The sequence below is a fragment of the Pedobacter sp. GW821-FHT01D05 genome (assembly GCF_059422505.1).
This window is the reverse complement of the sequence record NZ_JBWKXA010000012.1, coordinates 1-16,604: the sequence shown is the minus strand read 5'-3', so window position 1 is coordinate 16,604 and position 16,604 is coordinate 1. Positions and strand designations below refer to the sequence as shown.

At 38.3% G+C, this 16,604-nt stretch carries 12 protein-coding genes; 9 read left to right on the top strand and 3 right to left on the bottom strand.

All coding sequences use genetic code 11. The annotated features are described in order from the left end of the window. Positions 1-2: 2 nt before the first annotated feature. The 6 genes from AC07VK_RS24650 (at position 3) to AC07VK_RS24625 (ending at position 7,351) form a co-directional block, all read left to right on the top strand. Entirely contained in the window at positions 3-935 is a 933-nt protein-coding gene (locus AC07VK_RS24650; protein WP_492963960.1) for a glycosyltransferase family 2 protein, read from the top strand. Next, entirely contained in the window at positions 936-1,910 is a 975-nt protein-coding gene (locus tag AC07VK_RS24645; RefSeq protein WP_492963962.1) for an NAD-dependent epimerase/dehydratase family protein, read from the top strand. Positions 1,911-1,923: 13 nt separating this feature from the next. Continuing rightward, on the top strand, positions 1,924-3,021 hold the full coding sequence (locus AC07VK_RS24640) for a mannose-1-phosphate guanylyltransferase (RefSeq protein ID WP_492963964.1): 1,098 nt from the start codon (positions 1,924-1,926) through the stop codon (positions 3,019-3,021). A gap of 267 nt (positions 3,022-3,288) precedes the next feature. Further along, positions 3,289-4,680: an undecaprenyl-phosphate glucose phosphotransferase gene (locus tag AC07VK_RS24635; RefSeq protein ID WP_492963966.1), complete on the top strand. Its 1,392-nt coding sequence runs from the start codon at positions 3,289-3,291 to the stop codon at positions 4,678-4,680. A gap of 12 nt (positions 4,681-4,692) precedes the next feature. Further along, positions 4,693-5,622, top strand: a complete 930-nt coding sequence (locus AC07VK_RS24630) for a nucleotidyltransferase family protein (RefSeq protein WP_492963968.1) — start codon at positions 4,693-4,695, stop codon at positions 5,620-5,622. Between the two features lie 100 nt (positions 5,623-5,722). After that, positions 5,723-7,351: a gliding motility protein RemB gene (locus AC07VK_RS24625; RefSeq protein ID WP_492963970.1), complete on the top strand. Its 1,629-nt coding sequence runs from the start codon at positions 5,723-5,725 to the stop codon at positions 7,349-7,351. A 147-nt stretch (positions 7,352-7,498) separates the two neighbouring features. Here the strand turns inward: AC07VK_RS24625 and dxs are convergent, their stop codons facing one another. Further along, positions 7,499-9,427, bottom strand: coding sequence for a 1-deoxy-D-xylulose-5-phosphate synthase (gene dxs, locus AC07VK_RS24620; RefSeq protein ID WP_492963972.1), 1,929 nt, complete (start codon positions 9,425-9,427; stop codon positions 7,499-7,501). Between the two features lie 199 nt (positions 9,428-9,626). Between dxs and AC07VK_RS24615 the strand changes: the two genes are divergently transcribed. From AC07VK_RS24615 to glmS, 3 genes are all read left to right on the top strand, one after another. Further along, the gene (locus tag AC07VK_RS24615; protein ID WP_492963978.1) at positions 9,627-10,370 is read left to right on the top strand and encodes a segregation and condensation protein A; all 744 of its coding nucleotides are present in this window, start codon (positions 9,627-9,629) and stop codon (positions 10,368-10,370) included. Positions 10,371-10,432: 62 nt separating this feature from the next. Further along, positions 10,433-11,704: a serine hydroxymethyltransferase gene (gene glyA, locus AC07VK_RS24610; RefSeq protein WP_057930657.1), complete on the top strand. Its 1,272-nt coding sequence runs from the start codon at positions 10,433-10,435 to the stop codon at positions 11,702-11,704. A 147-nt stretch (positions 11,705-11,851) separates the two neighbouring features. Then, on the top strand, positions 11,852-13,690 hold the full coding sequence (glmS, locus tag AC07VK_RS24605) for a glutamine--fructose-6-phosphate transaminase (isomerizing) (RefSeq protein WP_492956119.1): 1,839 nt from the start codon (positions 11,852-11,854) through the stop codon (positions 13,688-13,690). A gap of 404 nt (positions 13,691-14,094) precedes the next feature. Here the strand turns inward: glmS and AC07VK_RS24600 are convergent, their stop codons facing one another. Then, a complete protein-coding gene (locus tag AC07VK_RS24600; protein ID WP_492963974.1) occupies positions 14,095-15,468 on the bottom strand; it encodes a beta-helix domain-containing protein in 1,374 nt (457 codons plus the stop codon). A 57-nt stretch (positions 15,469-15,525) separates the two neighbouring features. Continuing rightward, on the bottom strand, positions 15,526-16,128 hold the full coding sequence (locus AC07VK_RS24595; RefSeq protein WP_492963976.1) for a ComF family protein: 603 nt from the start codon (positions 16,126-16,128) through the stop codon (positions 15,526-15,528). Between the last annotated feature and the right edge of the window lie 476 nt (positions 16,129-16,604).

Genomic DNA, 16,604 nt, shown 5'->3' with positions numbered 1-16,604 from the left:
TAATGAACGTGCATAAAATAGCTTTATTAATTCCTACACTAAACGCAGGAGAATTATGGGGTCAAGTATTAGATTCAATTAATCTCCAAACGACAAAGGTTGACCGGAAAATAATTCTTGATTCAGGGTCTGTTGATAATACTAAATTGGAGGCAAAGTCTTCGGGCTTTGAAATTATTAATATAAACAAGACAGATTTTGATCATGGTTATGCGAGGCAGTTGTTGGCCGAAGCTGCCGATGATTGCGATATATTAATTTATCTCACCCAAGATTGTATTTTAAAAGGAAAAGATTCTTTTAATCGGCTTGTAGCTGCATTTGATGATTCAACTGTTGGGATTGCTTATGGAAGGCAGTTGCCGCATAAGGGAGCTAAAACACTAGAAACCCATGCGCGGTTATTTAACTACAATGCAGTATCAAGGGTTAAGCAACTAAGTGATAAAGATGAATTAGGAATTAAAACTGCATCCTGTTCAAATTCTTATGCTGCATATAGAAAGGTTGCATTGGAAGAAGTTGGTGGGTTCCCCAGCCATACTATTTTTGCTGAAGATGTTATTGTTGGTGGGCAAATGTTAATCAAGGGATGGAAAATTGCTTATATGGCAGAAGCGGAAGTTTATCATTCGCACGATTATACAACGAAGGAAGAATTTAAAAGATATTTTGATATTGGTGTATTTCACTCAACAAATGAGTGGTTATTAAAAGAATTTGGCTCCGCAGGAGGGGAAGGATTTAAATACTTAAAATCCGAACTAAAGTATGTATTTAAACATAACCCATTGGTTTTTCCTAAAATGATCATGTCTATTGGAGCAAAATTTTTGGGATATAAATTAGGTATGATGCATGATAAATTATCATTAAAACAGAAAAAGAATTTTTCGATGCATAGCAGATATTGGGACAAATTAGAAAATAAATAAATGAATCATATAATATTCGGTGGATCTGGTTTTATAGGAACACACCTAAAACGGTACATAACAGAAACTTTAAAGCTTCCTGATCAAGTAACTAGCTACGACATCCGTAAAAAGGTTAGCGATGGATTTACTGAACTTGATATCCGTAAGCCGATTTTCTTAGATTTAGATAACGTTAGCGGTAGTATTATTTATAATCTAGCTGCAGTACATACGACTCCTGGTCATCCCGATCATGAATATTTTGAGGCAAATATATATGGTGCTCAGAATATATGTGATTTTGCTCGTAAAAATAACATTAGAACAATTGTTTTTACGAGTTCTATAGCCCCTTATGGTGCCTCTGAAGATTATAAAACAGAAGAAACTTTGCCTATGCCGAATACACCTTATGGTATTTCTAAGTTAACGGCAGAATATATCCATAAGCTTTGGCAGTCAGAAGATCCTGAAAACCGAAAATTGGTAATTGTTAGGCCAGGAGTAGTTTTTGGTAAGCAAGAGGGCGGTAATTTTACCCGATTATATAATTCACTAAAAAAAGGGTTCTTCTTTTATCCTGGAAGAAAGGATACCATAAAGGCTAGTGTATACGTAAAGGATGTGGCCAGGATATTATATGAAGCTGGTCAAAAGGAAAAGCCAGGTCATGTCACCTACAATTTAACTTATTTCCCTGCTCCTACCATTGAGGAAATTTGTATTACTATGGCACAGGCCACTAATACCAAGGCGCCTAAAATTTTGGTTCCGGGTTGGGCTTTAAAATCGGCAGCAGGCGGTGCTTACTTTGGCGCCAGAACTTTTGGCAAAAAGATCAGCGGTATCCACCCTGATCGGGTAAAAAAATTAATGATTTCCACAAATATCTCTGGAGAAAAGCTTAGTCTTTCGCCTTATAAATTACAATTTTCATTAAAAGAGGCACTAGAAGACTGGTATCAGGATTGTGAGAAAACTGGACTTTATTAACATCTAAAATTACATGAATAAAGATACATATGTATTAATTATGGCTGGAGGTGTGGGCTCACGCTTTTGGCCAAAAAGCCGCAACCATTTCCCGAAGCAGTTTATTGATATCTTGGGTATTGGCAAGTCACTACTTCGGCTTACCTATGAGCGGTTTTTAAAGATTTGTCCGAATGAACAAATATATGTCTTAACTAATGAGGGGTATGCGGGACTAGTAGCAGAGCAATTGCCAGATGTGCTGCAGCAAAATATTTTATTAGAGCCTAGTCGTAATAATACTGCTCCATGTATTGCTTATGCCATTTATAAAATAGGTCAGTTAAATCCTAATGCAAATATTGTTGTCGCGCCTTCAGATCATTTAATTTTGAAGGAGGAAGTGTTTTTGAATAAAGTGGAGCAGGCTTTGGATTTTGGTTCGAAAAATGATGCCTTATTAACCTTAGGGATTACGCCGACCAGACCGGATACGGGGTATGGTTACATTCAGTATCAAGATTTGAGTATAAAGAATCAAGGTGTACCAGATGAAATTAAAAAGGTAAGTGCCTTTATGGAAAAACCAGTTTTGGCTAAAGCTGAGGAATATTTAAAAAGTGGCGATTACGTTTGGAACGCAGGAATATTTATCTGGTCAGCTAGTTCCTTGAAAAAAGCATTTGAGACCTATGCTCCTGAGATAACTGCACTGTTTGAAAGTGGCTTACCCTTTTATAATAGCCCTGATGAAGCTAGATTTATTTCTGAAAAATACCCTTTAAGCCCTAATATCTCCATCGATTATGCCATTTTAGAAAAGGCTGATAATGTATACACGATTCCTGCTGATATAGGTTGGTCGGATCTGGGCACCTGGGCTTCTTTACATGCGGTTGGAGAGAAGGATGTTGCTAACAATATGGTCAATTTGGAAAAGATTAATTTAAAAGATACCTCGAACTGTATTATTCACCTGCCAAATGATAAGGCTGCTGTAATTAGGGGCTTAGATAATTATATCATAGTAGATGATGGTGAGGTACTTTTGATTTATCCAAAATCGGATGAGCAGGAAATAAAACAGGAGGCTAAAGACATGGTAGCTGCGCATGGCATCCAATACTCATAGTTAACTAATTGATATTGATAAAAGTTCACAGGATTGTGAACTTTTTTTGTATCTACCCATAAGGTAAATTAATCGACTATATATGTATATTGCAATACTCGTCTTTTTCCTAATTTTTTTTAGGTTTATATTGTGCAATTATTATCCGTTTTTATTTTGATAATGATTTTTTAACTTTGAATTCGGATTTTGGGCATCAATTTTGTTCATTATGATTCATTCAAAACAAAAACAAGAAATAAATGTTTAAGTTTCCCCTTTAAGCCTATGCAAACACGTTACTTATTTATATTAAAGTATATTTTACCAATTACTGACCTGATCATGGTCAATATTGTGTACTTTTTTGCCTACGAATTTACCGCCTATATGGGTAAAGCGGTGAGTTCAGAATTGCAATGGCATTATATTGTGGTGTGTAATCTCATCTGGATTGTGAGTACTACAAGCTTTGGCCTATATAGTGAATATGGTTCAAGAAGAATAGAGCGGATATATCGTGGAACGTGGAAAAGTGTAGTATTACATGCAGTACTTTTTTCAATCTACTTGTTTTTCTCAAAACAAAATGATTTCTCCAGATCTTTCCTGGTGATTTTTTATGGTATGCTGGCTATTTTGTTTTTGGTGAACCGTTTCATTGGTACCTCTTTTCAGTTTTTATTATTTAACCATTTACGAGGTGTTAAGTCTGTTGCGATTATGGGTAACAACGCGACTGGTTTGCAGCTGGCGAGCTATTTCGAAAAGCAGCGTTATATCGAATTTCATGGTTTTATAGGCGATGTACCTGAGGATTATTTAGACAGAAACGGCCAGATTTCTGATATGGTAGGGCGCCAGTTTAAAATGGCTGTTGATAAGGGCATTAAAGATATTTACGTAACCATTGCCCCAGAGCGGATGGCTGATATGACTTTGCTTACAGAAGAAGCTGAACGCCAGTGTGTACGATTAAAGTTTATTCCTGATATTAGTGGCGCATTATTATCTCCCTATACTGTAAGCTATTTGGGGAACGAGTTTCCTGTAATCTCTTTACGTTCAGAACCCTTAGAAAAAATCCATAACCGCTTTAAAAAACGGGTGATTGATGTCATATTTAGTGGTTTGGTGATTTTGTTCGTACTAAGCTGGTTATATCCGATTATTGCCTTGTTAATTAAAATGCAGAGTAAAGGCCCCGTTTTATTTAAGCAGTTGCGAAGTGGTAGGGATGATGAGCCTTTCTGGTGTTTTAAATTCAGGAGTATGCGCATGAATGCTGATAGCGACAAAAGACAAGCGAGTAAAAACGATGACCGGATTACGCCAATTGGAAAGTTTTTAAGAAGATCTAGTTTGGATGAACTGCCACAATTTTTTAACGTATTTATGGGGCATATGAGTGTAGTGGGGCCCCGTCCGCATATGTTAAGCCATACCGAACAGTACAAAGGTATTGTAGACCAGTTTATGGTTCGCCACTTTTTGAAACCGGGTATTACAGGTTGGGCACAGGTAAACGGCTACCGTGGTGAAACGAAAGAAGATTATAAAATGGTAAAACGTGTGGAACACGATATCTGGTATCTGGAAAACTGGAGTGCGATGCTGGATGTAAAGATTATCTTTATGACCGTGATCAATATGGCCAAGGGTGAAGAGAATGCTTTTTAATTCTATTATTTAATGAATACAAAACCAACCTTAATTATCTTGGCTGCTGGAATGGCAAGCCGCTATGGAGGAAACAAACAAACAGAATCGTTCGGGCCTAGTGGTGAAACCATTATGGAGTACTCTATTTTTGATGCCCTCAGAGCAGGATTTGGTAAGGTAATTTTTATTATCCGTGAAGAATTTGCTGAAGCATTTGCTGCGCAAATTGAACCTAAATTAAGCAGTAAAATTGAAATTGACTATGCTTATCAATCGCTTGAAAGTTTTAGCAAGGATATTGAATTTTCGAAAGAAAGAACAAAACCTTTTGGTACTGCGCATGCGCTACTTTGTTGCAAAGATAAGGTGAGTGAGCCTTTTGCCGTAATTAATGCCGATGACTTTTATGGTTTAGATGCCTTTAATAAAGCCTATACATTTTTAACCCAGGAGATTCAGGATGATTTATTCGCCTGCCTAGGATATGAATTAAAGAATACCGTAAGCGAGTTTGGTGCCGTTACCAGAGGGGAGATTCGAACCAATGCGGTAGATGAAATTGTCTCCATCAATGAAAGGAAAGAGATCATTTTAAAAGAAGGACAAATTTTAAGCCTGGAAAAAGACCAACAACAAATTTTAGCTGCTGACACGCAAGTGAGTATGAACTTTTTTTGTTTTACACCTGCTTTTATTGATTGGATGGAGGATAAGTATTATGCATTCTTATCTGCAAATAAGGGTGAGCTTAAGGCGGAGTTTCTTATACCGGAAGTTGCCGATCAATTGATTAAAAGTGGTGAAGCCCGTATCAAAGTTATTGCTACGGATGCCAAATGGTTTGGTGTTACCTTTAAAGAAGATGCAGCCATGGTAAAAGAAGAACTTTTAAAACTTTCTAACGCACAAACTTATCCTGTAGATCTTTGGGATGTTAATGCTACGATAACATTATTATAATTTAAAGCCCTTAAGGGCTTTTTCTTTTAGTGAAATTTAGAGCGCATCGTTAATTTCATAATTAATTGCGTTCTTTGCCGTTTGAATTAAAATTTATTAGATGAAGAAAATCTTAGTCCTCCTATTTTTAGTCATTTCCATTTACAAATTAAAGGCTCAAGCTGTTTATCAACCCTATTCGTTTCAGTTTTACCAGAAATTGAGTGGAGAGGTTTATAATCCCAATACACGGATTCATAGTTCTTTAAAACCTTTTTTTATTGATGATAGCTTGCTGCGTGATAAAAGTAGCATATTGCTAAGTGTTGGTGCAGACTCAACGAGAAAATCATGGGCAGCCAGAAAGTTGTTTCAAGAACATTTATTTGATATTCAAAAAGAAGATTTTACGGTTTATGCCGATTTTTTGCCTGACTTCCAGATCGGGAGAGATTTTTCAGGAAAGAAGAATACTTATTTAAATACCCGCGGTTACCAGGTTGGCGGTACAATAGGGAAGAAATTTTCTTTTTATACCAGTGGGTTCGAAAATCAGGGCCGCTTTGCTGACTATTATAGGAACTATATAGATGAGCACGGCATTGTTCCTGGGCAATCTTATAACCGTGTTGGTGGTAAATACGGTCAAGGTTATAATCCTGATATTAATCCTTTAACCGCAGATTGGTCATACGTAACCGCTACCGTATCTTATACACCCATAAAATATTTAAATGTTACTGCTGGGTATGATAAAAACTTTGTGGGTGATGGTTACCGCTCATTATTGTTATCTGATTACGCCTCGCCTTATCCATTTTTAAAGTTAACCGGTAATTTGGGAAATGTACAATATATGGTGATGTGGGCAGCGATGCAAGATCCAAGTGCACCACGGTTATCTTATGAAGCTGGTTTTAGAAAAAAGGGAGGGATATTTCATTATTTAGACTGGAATGTGAATAACCGTTTATCTATCGGATTCTTTGATTCAATCGTGTGGGCACAAACAGATGATGCTGGGAATAGAAGGGGCTTTGATTGGGGTTATGCCAATCCAATCATTTTCTTGAGACCAATTGAAGCTTCAAGCGGTTCTCCAGACAACGCCTTAATAGGGTTTACAGGTAAATATAAATTTGCAAAGGAGCTAGTTGCTTATGGCCAATTTTCTCTGGATGAATTTCAGGCAAAGGAATTTTTCTCTTCAGAGGGGAGTTCGAGAAATAAATATGCATGGCAATTGGGTGTAAGAGGTGCTGATATCTTTAAAGTTGAAGGCCTAAATTATTTATTAGAATATAATACGGCTAAACCTTATACTTTTTCATCACGTAAACCTATACTAAATTATGCACAATATGGCGAGCCTTTAGCGCATCCTTTTGGTGCTAACTTTAGAGAGCTTGTTGGTTTGTTAAATTATTCTTATAAGCGTTTTGATTTTAGTGGTGAGCTAATGTATGCCAAGTATGGTCTGGATGTCGCTGGACAGAACTATGGTAAGAATATTTTTGAACCTTATACTGATGCGGTACAAACTACAGGAAATTATACTACTCAGGGTATCCGTACTGATCTTTTTTATGCAGAAGGAAAAGTAGCTTATGTAGTTAACCCAAAATACAACCTACGCTTAGAACTAGGTGGTGTGGTTAGGAGAGAAAGTAACAATCTAGGTAAAAATACTACAGGAATAATTACTTTCGGTCTACGGAGTTCGTTCAGGAATTTATATTCTGATTTTTAATAAACTACATGATATAAAAATAGCCTCAGTTATCTTATTAACTGAGGCTATTTTGTTAATTTACATGTCATCCTGACGATAGGAAGGATCTTTCTTTATTATTGAGATTCTTCGCTGCGCTCAGAATGACAAAATATAATGGGGCTACTACCCTGCCATACTATCTGTTGTTCTCTTTACAGCCACTTTTCTTACTGCTGCTACAATTGCGTTTTTATCATAACCACATTCGGCCCAAAGTTCGGCCTGTTCGCCATGTTCGATAAACTGATCTGGAATACCTAAACGGATTACATTTGCGCTATAACCATGATCGGCCACAAACTCCAATACTGCCGAACCCACTCCACCAGGTAAAGAGCCATCTTCTACGGTGATTACATGTTTATATTTAGCAAATACTTCATGTAGTAGCTGCTCATCCAATGGCTTCACAAAACGTAAATCGTAGTGTGCCGGATAAAAACCATCGCTGTTCAGTTCAGCACGTGCTTCAACGGCAAAGTTACCTACGTGGCCAATGGTTAATAAGGCTACATCTTCGCCATCGCATATTTTACGTCCTTTGCCAATTTCTAATGCTTTGAACGGTCGTTTCCAATCGGGCATAACACCATTACCACGTGGGTAACGGATTACAAATGGGCCCATATTTTCTTGTTGAGCGGTAAACATCAGGTTTCGCAATTCTTCTTCGTTCATCGGAGAAGAAATGATTAAGTTCGGAATACAGCGCATGTAAGCGATATCGTATGCCCCATGGTGTGTTGCACCATCGGCACCGGCTAAGCCCGCTCTATCCAAACAAAATACGACGTTCAATTTTTGAATGGCAACATCATGGATCACCTGATCGTATGCCCTTTGCATAAAGCTCGAATAGATGTTACAGAATGGAACTAATCCTTGTGCCGCTAAACCAGCCGAGAAAGTTACGGCATGTTGTTCTGCGATACCCACATCGAATGCACGTTTTGGCATCGCTTTCATAATAATATTTAACGATGATCCTGATGGCATAGCAGGTGTAATACCTACAATTTTATCATTCGCTTCAGCCAGCTCTACCATGGTATGTCCGAAAACATCCTGGTATTTTGGTGGTTGTGGCTTATCTGGAATACTTTTTTTGATTTCGCCGGTAATTTTATCGAAAAGACCTGGTGCATGCCACTTGGTCTGATCTTTTTCTGCCAGCGCAAAACCTTTTCCTTTTACAGTAATACAGTGTAAAAGCTTAGGGCCAGGAATAGCAGATAAATCTTTTATGGTCTGCGCTAAACGTTTTACGTCGTGCCCGTCAACAGGACCGAAATACCTAAAGTTTAAGGCTTCGAATAAATTACTTTGTTTTAGTAAAGTACCTTTGATGCTTTTCTCTATTTTCTTAACATACTTATGTGCGTTAGGGCCTAACTTAGAAAGCCCTGTGAGTACATGAGAAATATCATCACGGAAACGGTTGTACGATTTTGAAATGGTGATGCTCGTTAAATATTCCTTAAGCGCACCTACATTCGGATCGATAGACATGCAGTTATCGTTCAGGATCACCAGCACATTACTATTTTCGATCCCTGCATGGTTTAATCCTTCAAAAGCTAAACCAGCTGTCATGGCACCATCGCCGATAACGGCCACATGCTGCCTGTCTGTTTCGCCCTTTAATTGCGAAGCAACCGCCATGCCCAAAGCAGCCGAAATGGAAGTAGAAGAATGGCCTACACCAAAGGTATCATACTCACTTTCCGAAATTTTCGGGAAACCGCTAATACCACCGTATACACGGTTGGTATGGAATAAATCCCTACGGCCGGTCAATATTTTATGTCCGTATGCCTGATGGCCTACATCCCAAACCAATTTGTCGTAAGGGGTGTTTAATGCATAGTGTAAGGCTACTGTTAATTCAACAACACCTAAACTGGCGCCAAAATGGCCACCGTTAACACTAACAACATCAATGATATACTGTCGTAATTCCTGGCTTATTTGTTCTAAGTCAGATTCGCTATATTGCTTTAAATCAGCGGGATAGTTGATTTTAGATAATAGGGGGCCAGCTTTTACTTGCATTCGAATTTTATGGTAAAAAACAAGATACAAAGTAAGGCAAATTTGTTTTAATATAGAAGAGAAAAATAGTGGTTTATTATTGAGCGTTAAGCGGTTGGCGTTGAGGGCTTAGCGCTGAGTGTTTGGGGGATTGCCATATGGCGGTTTGGATTAGGGTTAGGCTAAGGACCTAAAAATTTTCATTATGTTTGTCTCTCACATGCAGGCAGAGAATTTTGAAATAAAACTTCCGGTATTCGAAGGCCCCTTCGATTTGTTGCTGTTCTTTATAGAGCGGGATGAACTTAATATCCAGGATGTGGAGATTGCTAAAATCACCAACGACTTTTTGGCCTATATCCATCAGCTCCTTGCTTTAAATGTAGAGGTGGCCAGCGAATTTATTTTAGTGGCGGCAACCTTGATGCGCATTAAATCTAAAATGCTTTTGCCTAGGATTGAGGTTGATGAAGCCGGAAATGAAATTAACTCAGAGCAAGACCTGATTGCAAGGCTTATCGCCTACAAACAGTTTAAATCTGCCGCAGAAGAAATGAAAGTTTTGGAAGAGGAACGGTTTAAACAAGATCAACGGGGTAATATTGTATATGATTTAACCCTCGCCGCTGCATCTTCCAGTCACCAGGATGAACTTTTATCATTGGATCTCTATAAACTTTTAACCGTTTACCACCGAACGATGCAGAAATATGAGCTGCGCAGCGAAGAGGTTAAACACACTGTGGTACAGTATCCTTACACTATCGAGCAGCAAAAACACTTTATTGCGAATCTGCTCGATATCAATAAACAGATCGATTTTGCTTTAGTGCTTAAAAATTCAGAGAATAAAGTGCATTTCGTTTATAATTTCCTGGCTATTTTAGAAATGTTGCAGCAACAAATCGTAGAGATAACCATTGGGAGCGGCTTTAACAACTTTAATGTGAAAGCATTATCCTAATACGGCCTAAATTAAATTTGAATTTCTTACTTTTGCAAAAAAAATACAAACCTCATATAATGATGACACGCGACAACCAAATTTTTGAACTTATTGATAAGGAGTTAAACCGCCAAGAGCATGGTTTAGAGCTTATTGCATCAGAAAACTTTGTAAGCAAGCAAGTGATGGAAGCTGCCGGATCGGTACTAACCAATAAATATGCTGAAGGCTTACCGGGCAAACGTTATTATGGCGGTTGCCAGGTAGTGGATGTAGTAGAGCAAATTGCTATCGATAGGGCAAAAGAGTTGTTCGGTGCAGCATGGGTAAACGTTCAGCCGCACTCTGGCGCACAAGCTAACGCAGCAGTAATGCTAGCCGTTTTGCAGCCAGGTGATAAAATATTAGGATTTGATCTTTCTCATGGAGGTCACTTAACACATGGCTCGCCTGTTAACTTTTCTGGTAAACTATACCAGCCTTTATTTTATGGGGTTGAAAAAGAAACCGGACTTATCGACTATAAAAAATTAGAAGAAGTTGCTTTAGCCGAAAAACCTAAATTAATTATCTGCGGTGCATCTGCATATTCCCGCGAGTGGGATTACGCTTTTATCCGTGCGGTAGCTGATAAAATAGGTGCTTTGGTTTTAGCCGATATTTCTCACCCTGCAGGTTTAATTGCAAAAGGATTGTTGGCCAACCCACTTCCACATTGCCATATTGTAACCACTACAACCCACAAAACTTTACGTGGTCCGCGTGGGGGTATGATTATGATGGGACAGGATTTCGAAAATCCATGGGGATTAAAAACACCTAAAGGCGAAATCCGTTTAATGAGTAACCTGCTTGATATGGCCGTTTTCCCTGGTACACAAGGTGGTCCGTTAGAACATATTATTGCAGCTAAAGCAATTGCTTTTGGCGAAGCTTTAAGCGAGGAATACGGAACATACATTAAACAAGTTGCGGCTAACGCACAGGCAATGGCCAAAGCATTTGTAGCTAAAGGATATGGCATTATTTCTGGTGGTACAGATAACCACTTGATGCTGATCGATCTTCGAAATAAAAATATTACTGGTAAAGTAGCTGAAAATGCTTTGGAGAAAGCAGAAATTACAGTGAACAAAAACATGGTTCCTTTCGATGATAAATCGCCATTTGTAACTTCAGGTATTCGTGTAGGTACAGCTGCAATCACTACACGTGGTTTAAAAGAGACAGAAATGGAGAAGATTGTAGATTTAATCGATCAGGTTTTAACCAATCCGGAAGATGAAGCTAACCTGAATAGTGTAAAAGCCGAGGTGATTAAGTTGGTAAGCGCTTTCCCACTATATAAATAAGATTATACACTGGCTCGGCTAGAGTGGCAATAACACAAGCAGTTACATTAATTTGTAACTGCTTTTTTTTGTGAAGTAAGTTTTTCGCCTTAATGATGCAAAACAAACGTTTGTTTTATATATTTGACCAATAAAATGATGTAACTTATGTGTGGAATAGTAGGCTATATTGGCTACAGAGAAGCCTGGCCGATTGTATTGAAAGGTCTTAAAAGATTAGAATACCGGGGTTATGATAGTGCTGGTATTGCACTGATGAACGATAGTGGTCAGCATATTTATAAAAAGGCCGGGAAAGTAGCTGTTTTAGAAGAATATGCGGCAGACAAAGATAAGTCTGGTACAATTGGCATGGGACATACGCGATGGGCAACGCATGGTGTGCCTTCCGATCGAAACTCTCATCCACACACATCAAATGGTGGTAAGCTGTCTATTATCCATAATGGAATTATCGAAAACTACGCCACCTTAAAGGAAGAATTGACCAGCCGTGGGCACGAGTTTAAAAGCGATACCGATACAGAGGTATTAATCCACCTGATTGAAGAAATCCAGGAAATTGAAAATATTGATCTTTTAGAAGCAGTTCGTTTGGCTTTGCAGGAAGTGAACGGTGCCTACGCCATCGTGATTATGGATAAAGAACACCCTGATCGTTTAATTGCTGCGAGGAAAGGAAGTCCGATGGTAATCGGTGTTGGAGCAGGAGAATATTTTATTGCTTCTGATGCTACTCCAATTATTGAGTATACTAAAACCGTAATTTATCTAAAGGACGGCGAAATTGCACTGATTACCAAAAATGACCTTTTAGTTAAACAATTGGATAACGTAGTACAAACTCCCTTAATTCAAGAGTTACAGCTAAAACTTGAGATGCTGGAGAAGGGTGGCTTTGATCACTTTATGCTTAAAGAAATTTATGAGCAGCCACGTTCAATTAAAGATTGTATGCGTGGACGGATTTATCCTGAAGAAGGAAAAGTTCAGCTTGGCGGGATCAAAGAATTTGCAGAGAAATTAAAAAATATAGACCGGATCATTATTGTGGCCTGCGGAACATCGTGGCATGCCGGTTTGGTTGGCGAATACCTGATTGAAGAATATGCCCGTATTCCTGTTGAAGTGGAGTACGCTTCAGAATTCAGGTATAGAAATCCAATTATCACTGAAAAAGATGTCGTAATTGCCATTTCACAATCCGGCGAAACTGCCGATACCATGGCGGCCATCGAGATGGCTAAAGAACGCGGGGCAACTATTTTTGGAATCTGTAACGTTGCGGGTGCTTCCATCCCACGTTTAACCCATGCCGGTGTTTACACCCATGCGGGGCCAGAAATTGGCGTAGCCTCAACAAAAGCATTTACTGCTCAGGTAACGGTTTTAACCCTGATGGCCTTTTATATGGCGCAGCAAAAAGGAACCATTACCACTTCAAAATTAATTGAGCTTTTAACCGAACTGGATCATATCCCTGAAAAAATTCAGGTTGCTTTAGAATCGAACGAGCTGATCAAAGAAGTTGCAGAAAAGATCAAAGATTCTACCAACTGTTTGTTCTTGGGGAGAGGTAGTGGTTTCCCTGTGGCCTTAGAGGGTGCCTTAAAACTTAAGGAAATTTCTTATATCCATGCCGAGGGTTATCCTGCAGCAGAAATGAAGCATGGGCCGATCGCTTTAATTGATGAAGAAATGCCGGTGGTTTTTATTGCTACGCAGAATTCATCATACGAAAAAGTGATCAGCAATATACAGGAAGTAAAAGCAAGAAAAGGTAAAGTGATTGCGATTGTAACCCAGGGCGACACTGAGGTGAAGAAAATGGCCGATTACTGTATCGAAATTCCTGATGCCAATGAAGCCTTTTTACCACTTATAGCAACTATTCCGCTTCAGTTACTATCGTATCATATTGCAGTGATGCGTGGTTGTAATGTAGATCAGCCTAGAAACCTGGCTAAATCGGTAACCGTCGAATAACTTAACAACAAAACAAATAGATAGAGCAGCTGCATTAATTTGTAGCTGCTTTTTTGGTTCTAGGCGTATTTAAATGCAGGCTTTTTTAACTAAGCCCGATTGAACGGATGCCGTTTTGATCCATGTATTTTTGATATCGATAAATTAAAACAGCAGGAGGAAAAGCGGGGCTGAAGGCTGCCATAGGCACCAATGCTAAATTCTAAAGAAATAAATCTTGTTGGAGATTGAAGCGATAGTTAAAAAATAGCCTAAAAATTGAGTGGCAATCTTAAAATCTTGGTGAAAAGTAAAGGGCCGATATTCTTTAGAAGAAATATCGACCCTTACCATCTAAATTAACGCTCTCGAATATATAAACGGAAATTATCGCCGTTTTGTTTTGAGAAAATAAAAAAAATAAATTATTTCTCGTAACTGCCTAAGGTTGAGGGATAAATTCTTGCATTTCCTTTCGCATCCTGATTAAGGTAATTAAAGAAATACGGATCAGTACTTAAATCAGCGCCCTTTTTTCTGGCAATGCTACCGGGAGATACCCGAAAATCTTCTAAATCTTCATTAATGAAAAGAGGGTCGGTATTTAAAATATTGCCATTGTTACTGTAAGCGCTGTTGGTAGATCGGATTAAATTGCTCCATAAATTGAATTGCACTATTGCAGACGTTTTCTTTTGGATATCCAGTTCATTCGTTAAACTCCCCCATATGATATTATTGGTTAAATCTACCTGAAGTTTGTTATAAACATTCGCCGATAAATAATCTGAAAAACTGAGAGAGGCAGTTTTACGTGGGAAATTTGAATTATAAGCAGCAAAAGTATTCTGTTTTAAGTTGTAATTTCCTCCCCCTACCGCATATATTAAGTAATTCCCGCAGTTATACATCACATTATTAAATGCAAGCAGTTCTGAGTGGTAGCCAATATAAGCCGCCACCTGCATATTTTTAATAATGCTATTGCTTAAAATTAATTTGGGACTGTTGTTAACAGACAAAGAATCGGAGGTAATGCCAACTGACGCATTTTTGATGATCGCATTTTTAATCAGTCCATATCCGGTTCTTTTTAAGAAAATCCCTTTCCATTGCCCAGGCTCATCGCTATATATTTTTTCCAGCCTGTCGCTACAAAATAGTACAGGTTCGGTAAGGCTGCCATTAACCATTAGGTTTCCCTCTATATTTAAATTGGCATCCTTATGGAAATAAATTTTAGTTCCAGGTTGGATGGTTAGTGAGCTTCCGCTCTTAACGGTTAACGATCCGTTAATAATGTAGGGTAATGCTTTTGTCCAGGTGGTATTGGCGTTAATTGTCGGTTCGTTAACAAATACAGCATTCTGCCCATAAGCTAAAAGCTGTATCACCTGTTTATTCCCATTTGTATTTAATATGATAGAATCTTGAACCAGAAAGGGCAGGTTAGCTGAATTTGGGTTGATCGAAACTTTGACAAAAAGGTTTATAGAATCCCGGCCGTTTATAATGAGATTATTTTTGTGCTGCGTTTGCTCCCCGTTAATGTTAATGCTAAAAGCCGAAGTATTGCCACCTGATAACCTGATTTCGGAAACTTTAACTGCATCATTGTTCCAGTTAACGAGTTTTATTATTTTGGTAGTTGATCCTACTGATGTAAAAATGGTATCAAATAATACTTCTTTATTAGAGATGTTTAGTTTAGCATTCGGATCTGTGGTTATACGCTCCCCCTTCCTGCAAGCTGAACCAAAGAATAAAATTAAAAGCACCAAACCAACATTTAAACGCATAAGTCAAACTTAGAAAAATGTTTGGCTACTTACAATAGCGCTTAAGCTATATAATCTTTATTCCGCAAAGGCGAGAGCCGCAATGCTCACTTTCGCCGCCCCAATAGCTAAGAGTGTATTGGCACAGGCTTCAAGTGTTGCACCAGTAGTAATTACATCATCAACCAGTAAAATATGTTTGCCGATTATATCTTCAGCAGAATTTACCTGAAAAACATCTTTCATATTTTCATACCGGTTATACCTGCTTTTTTTAGTTTGGCTCTCCGTTGAAGTATTCCGGATAAGGTGATCTTCGCTAACATCGATTCCCATCTGTGCTGCAATTCCTTCTGCAATAAAGCTACTTTGGTTATAACCTCTAACTTTATATTTTTTACGATGCAAAGGAACTGGGATAACCATATTGATATCTTGGTAAAGAATTCCGGTTTTTAACCGCTCTCCCAGCATATTGCCCAATAGCACACCAACATCGGTTCTGCCGTTATATTTTAAGTTGTGGATTAAGTTTTGAACCTTCGCTCCTTTTCTAAAATACAACATGGCCATTGCAGCATTAAGTGGTAAGCGGCCCCATAATTGCTTGGCAACCCTATTGTCTGCATATTCATGGTAGTCTGTAAAAGGAAGGTCATGTAAGCATTTTAAACAAATCAACTGTTCGTGGCGAAACAAAGAATTACCACACGCATTGCATAAATTTGGGAATAGCAGTCCAAATAAGTCAGAAGTCCATTGTTTAACCAGAAGCATCTAACTAATTTATAAAATATTTTTGATTTCCGAATTCTCAATAGGCATAGCGTTGGAAAACTTCGGAAGTCTATTCAGGCCGCACAGGTTATTATTACACTGTATATGTCTTATTTTTTTGTGAAAAGCAGTTTTGGTGCTACTATCTAAGCTGGTTCCCGCTTTTCATTTCTCCCGACTTTACATCGGGATTCATTTCAATCGGGTTTAGGTGGCAGGGTCTTCCGGGATTTTAAACGGCCGGGTGCAGGGAAATCCTTGAAGCCTGAAGGGGAGCAGCTGTCCATAAACACTTGTTTCCTTAAAAAGTTTTGCTATCTGCAAAACTTTTTCCTGTTGAAAACCACGCAGTTATCCGAGACCTTTGGATAATCCTTAAA

Excerpts from the sequence above, each read along its gene's own strand:
- AC07VK_RS24650 (WP_492963960.1), top strand. The coding sequence starts at position 3 with ATGAACGTGCATAAAATAGCTTTATTAATTCCTACACTAAACGCAGGA.
- AC07VK_RS24645 (WP_492963962.1), top strand. The coding sequence starts at position 936 with ATGAATCATATAATATTCGGTGGATCTGGTTTTATAGGAACACACCTA.
- AC07VK_RS24640 (WP_492963964.1), top strand. The coding sequence starts at position 1,924 with ATGAATAAAGATACATATGTATTAATTATGGCTGGAGGTGTGGGCTCA.
- AC07VK_RS24635 (WP_492963966.1), top strand. The coding sequence starts at position 3,289 with ATGCAAACACGTTACTTATTTATATTAAAGTATATTTTACCAATTACT.
- AC07VK_RS24630 (WP_492963968.1), top strand. The coding sequence starts at position 4,693 with ATGAATACAAAACCAACCTTAATTATCTTGGCTGCTGGAATGGCAAGC.
- AC07VK_RS24625 (WP_492963970.1), top strand. The coding sequence starts at position 5,723 with ATGAAGAAAATCTTAGTCCTCCTATTTTTAGTCATTTCCATTTACAAA.
- dxs (WP_492963972.1), bottom strand. The coding sequence starts at position 9,427 with ATGCAAGTAAAAGCTGGCCCCCTATTATCTAAAATCAACTATCCCGCT.
- AC07VK_RS24615 (WP_492963978.1), top strand. The coding sequence starts at position 9,627 with ATGCAGGCAGAGAATTTTGAAATAAAACTTCCGGTATTCGAAGGCCCC.
- glyA (WP_057930657.1), top strand. The coding sequence starts at position 10,433 with ATGACACGCGACAACCAAATTTTTGAACTTATTGATAAGGAGTTAAAC.
- glmS (WP_492956119.1), top strand. The coding sequence starts at position 11,852 with ATGTGTGGAATAGTAGGCTATATTGGCTACAGAGAAGCCTGGCCGATT.
- AC07VK_RS24600 (WP_492963974.1), bottom strand. The coding sequence starts at position 15,468 with ATGCGTTTAAATGTTGGTTTGGTGCTTTTAATTTTATTCTTTGGTTCA.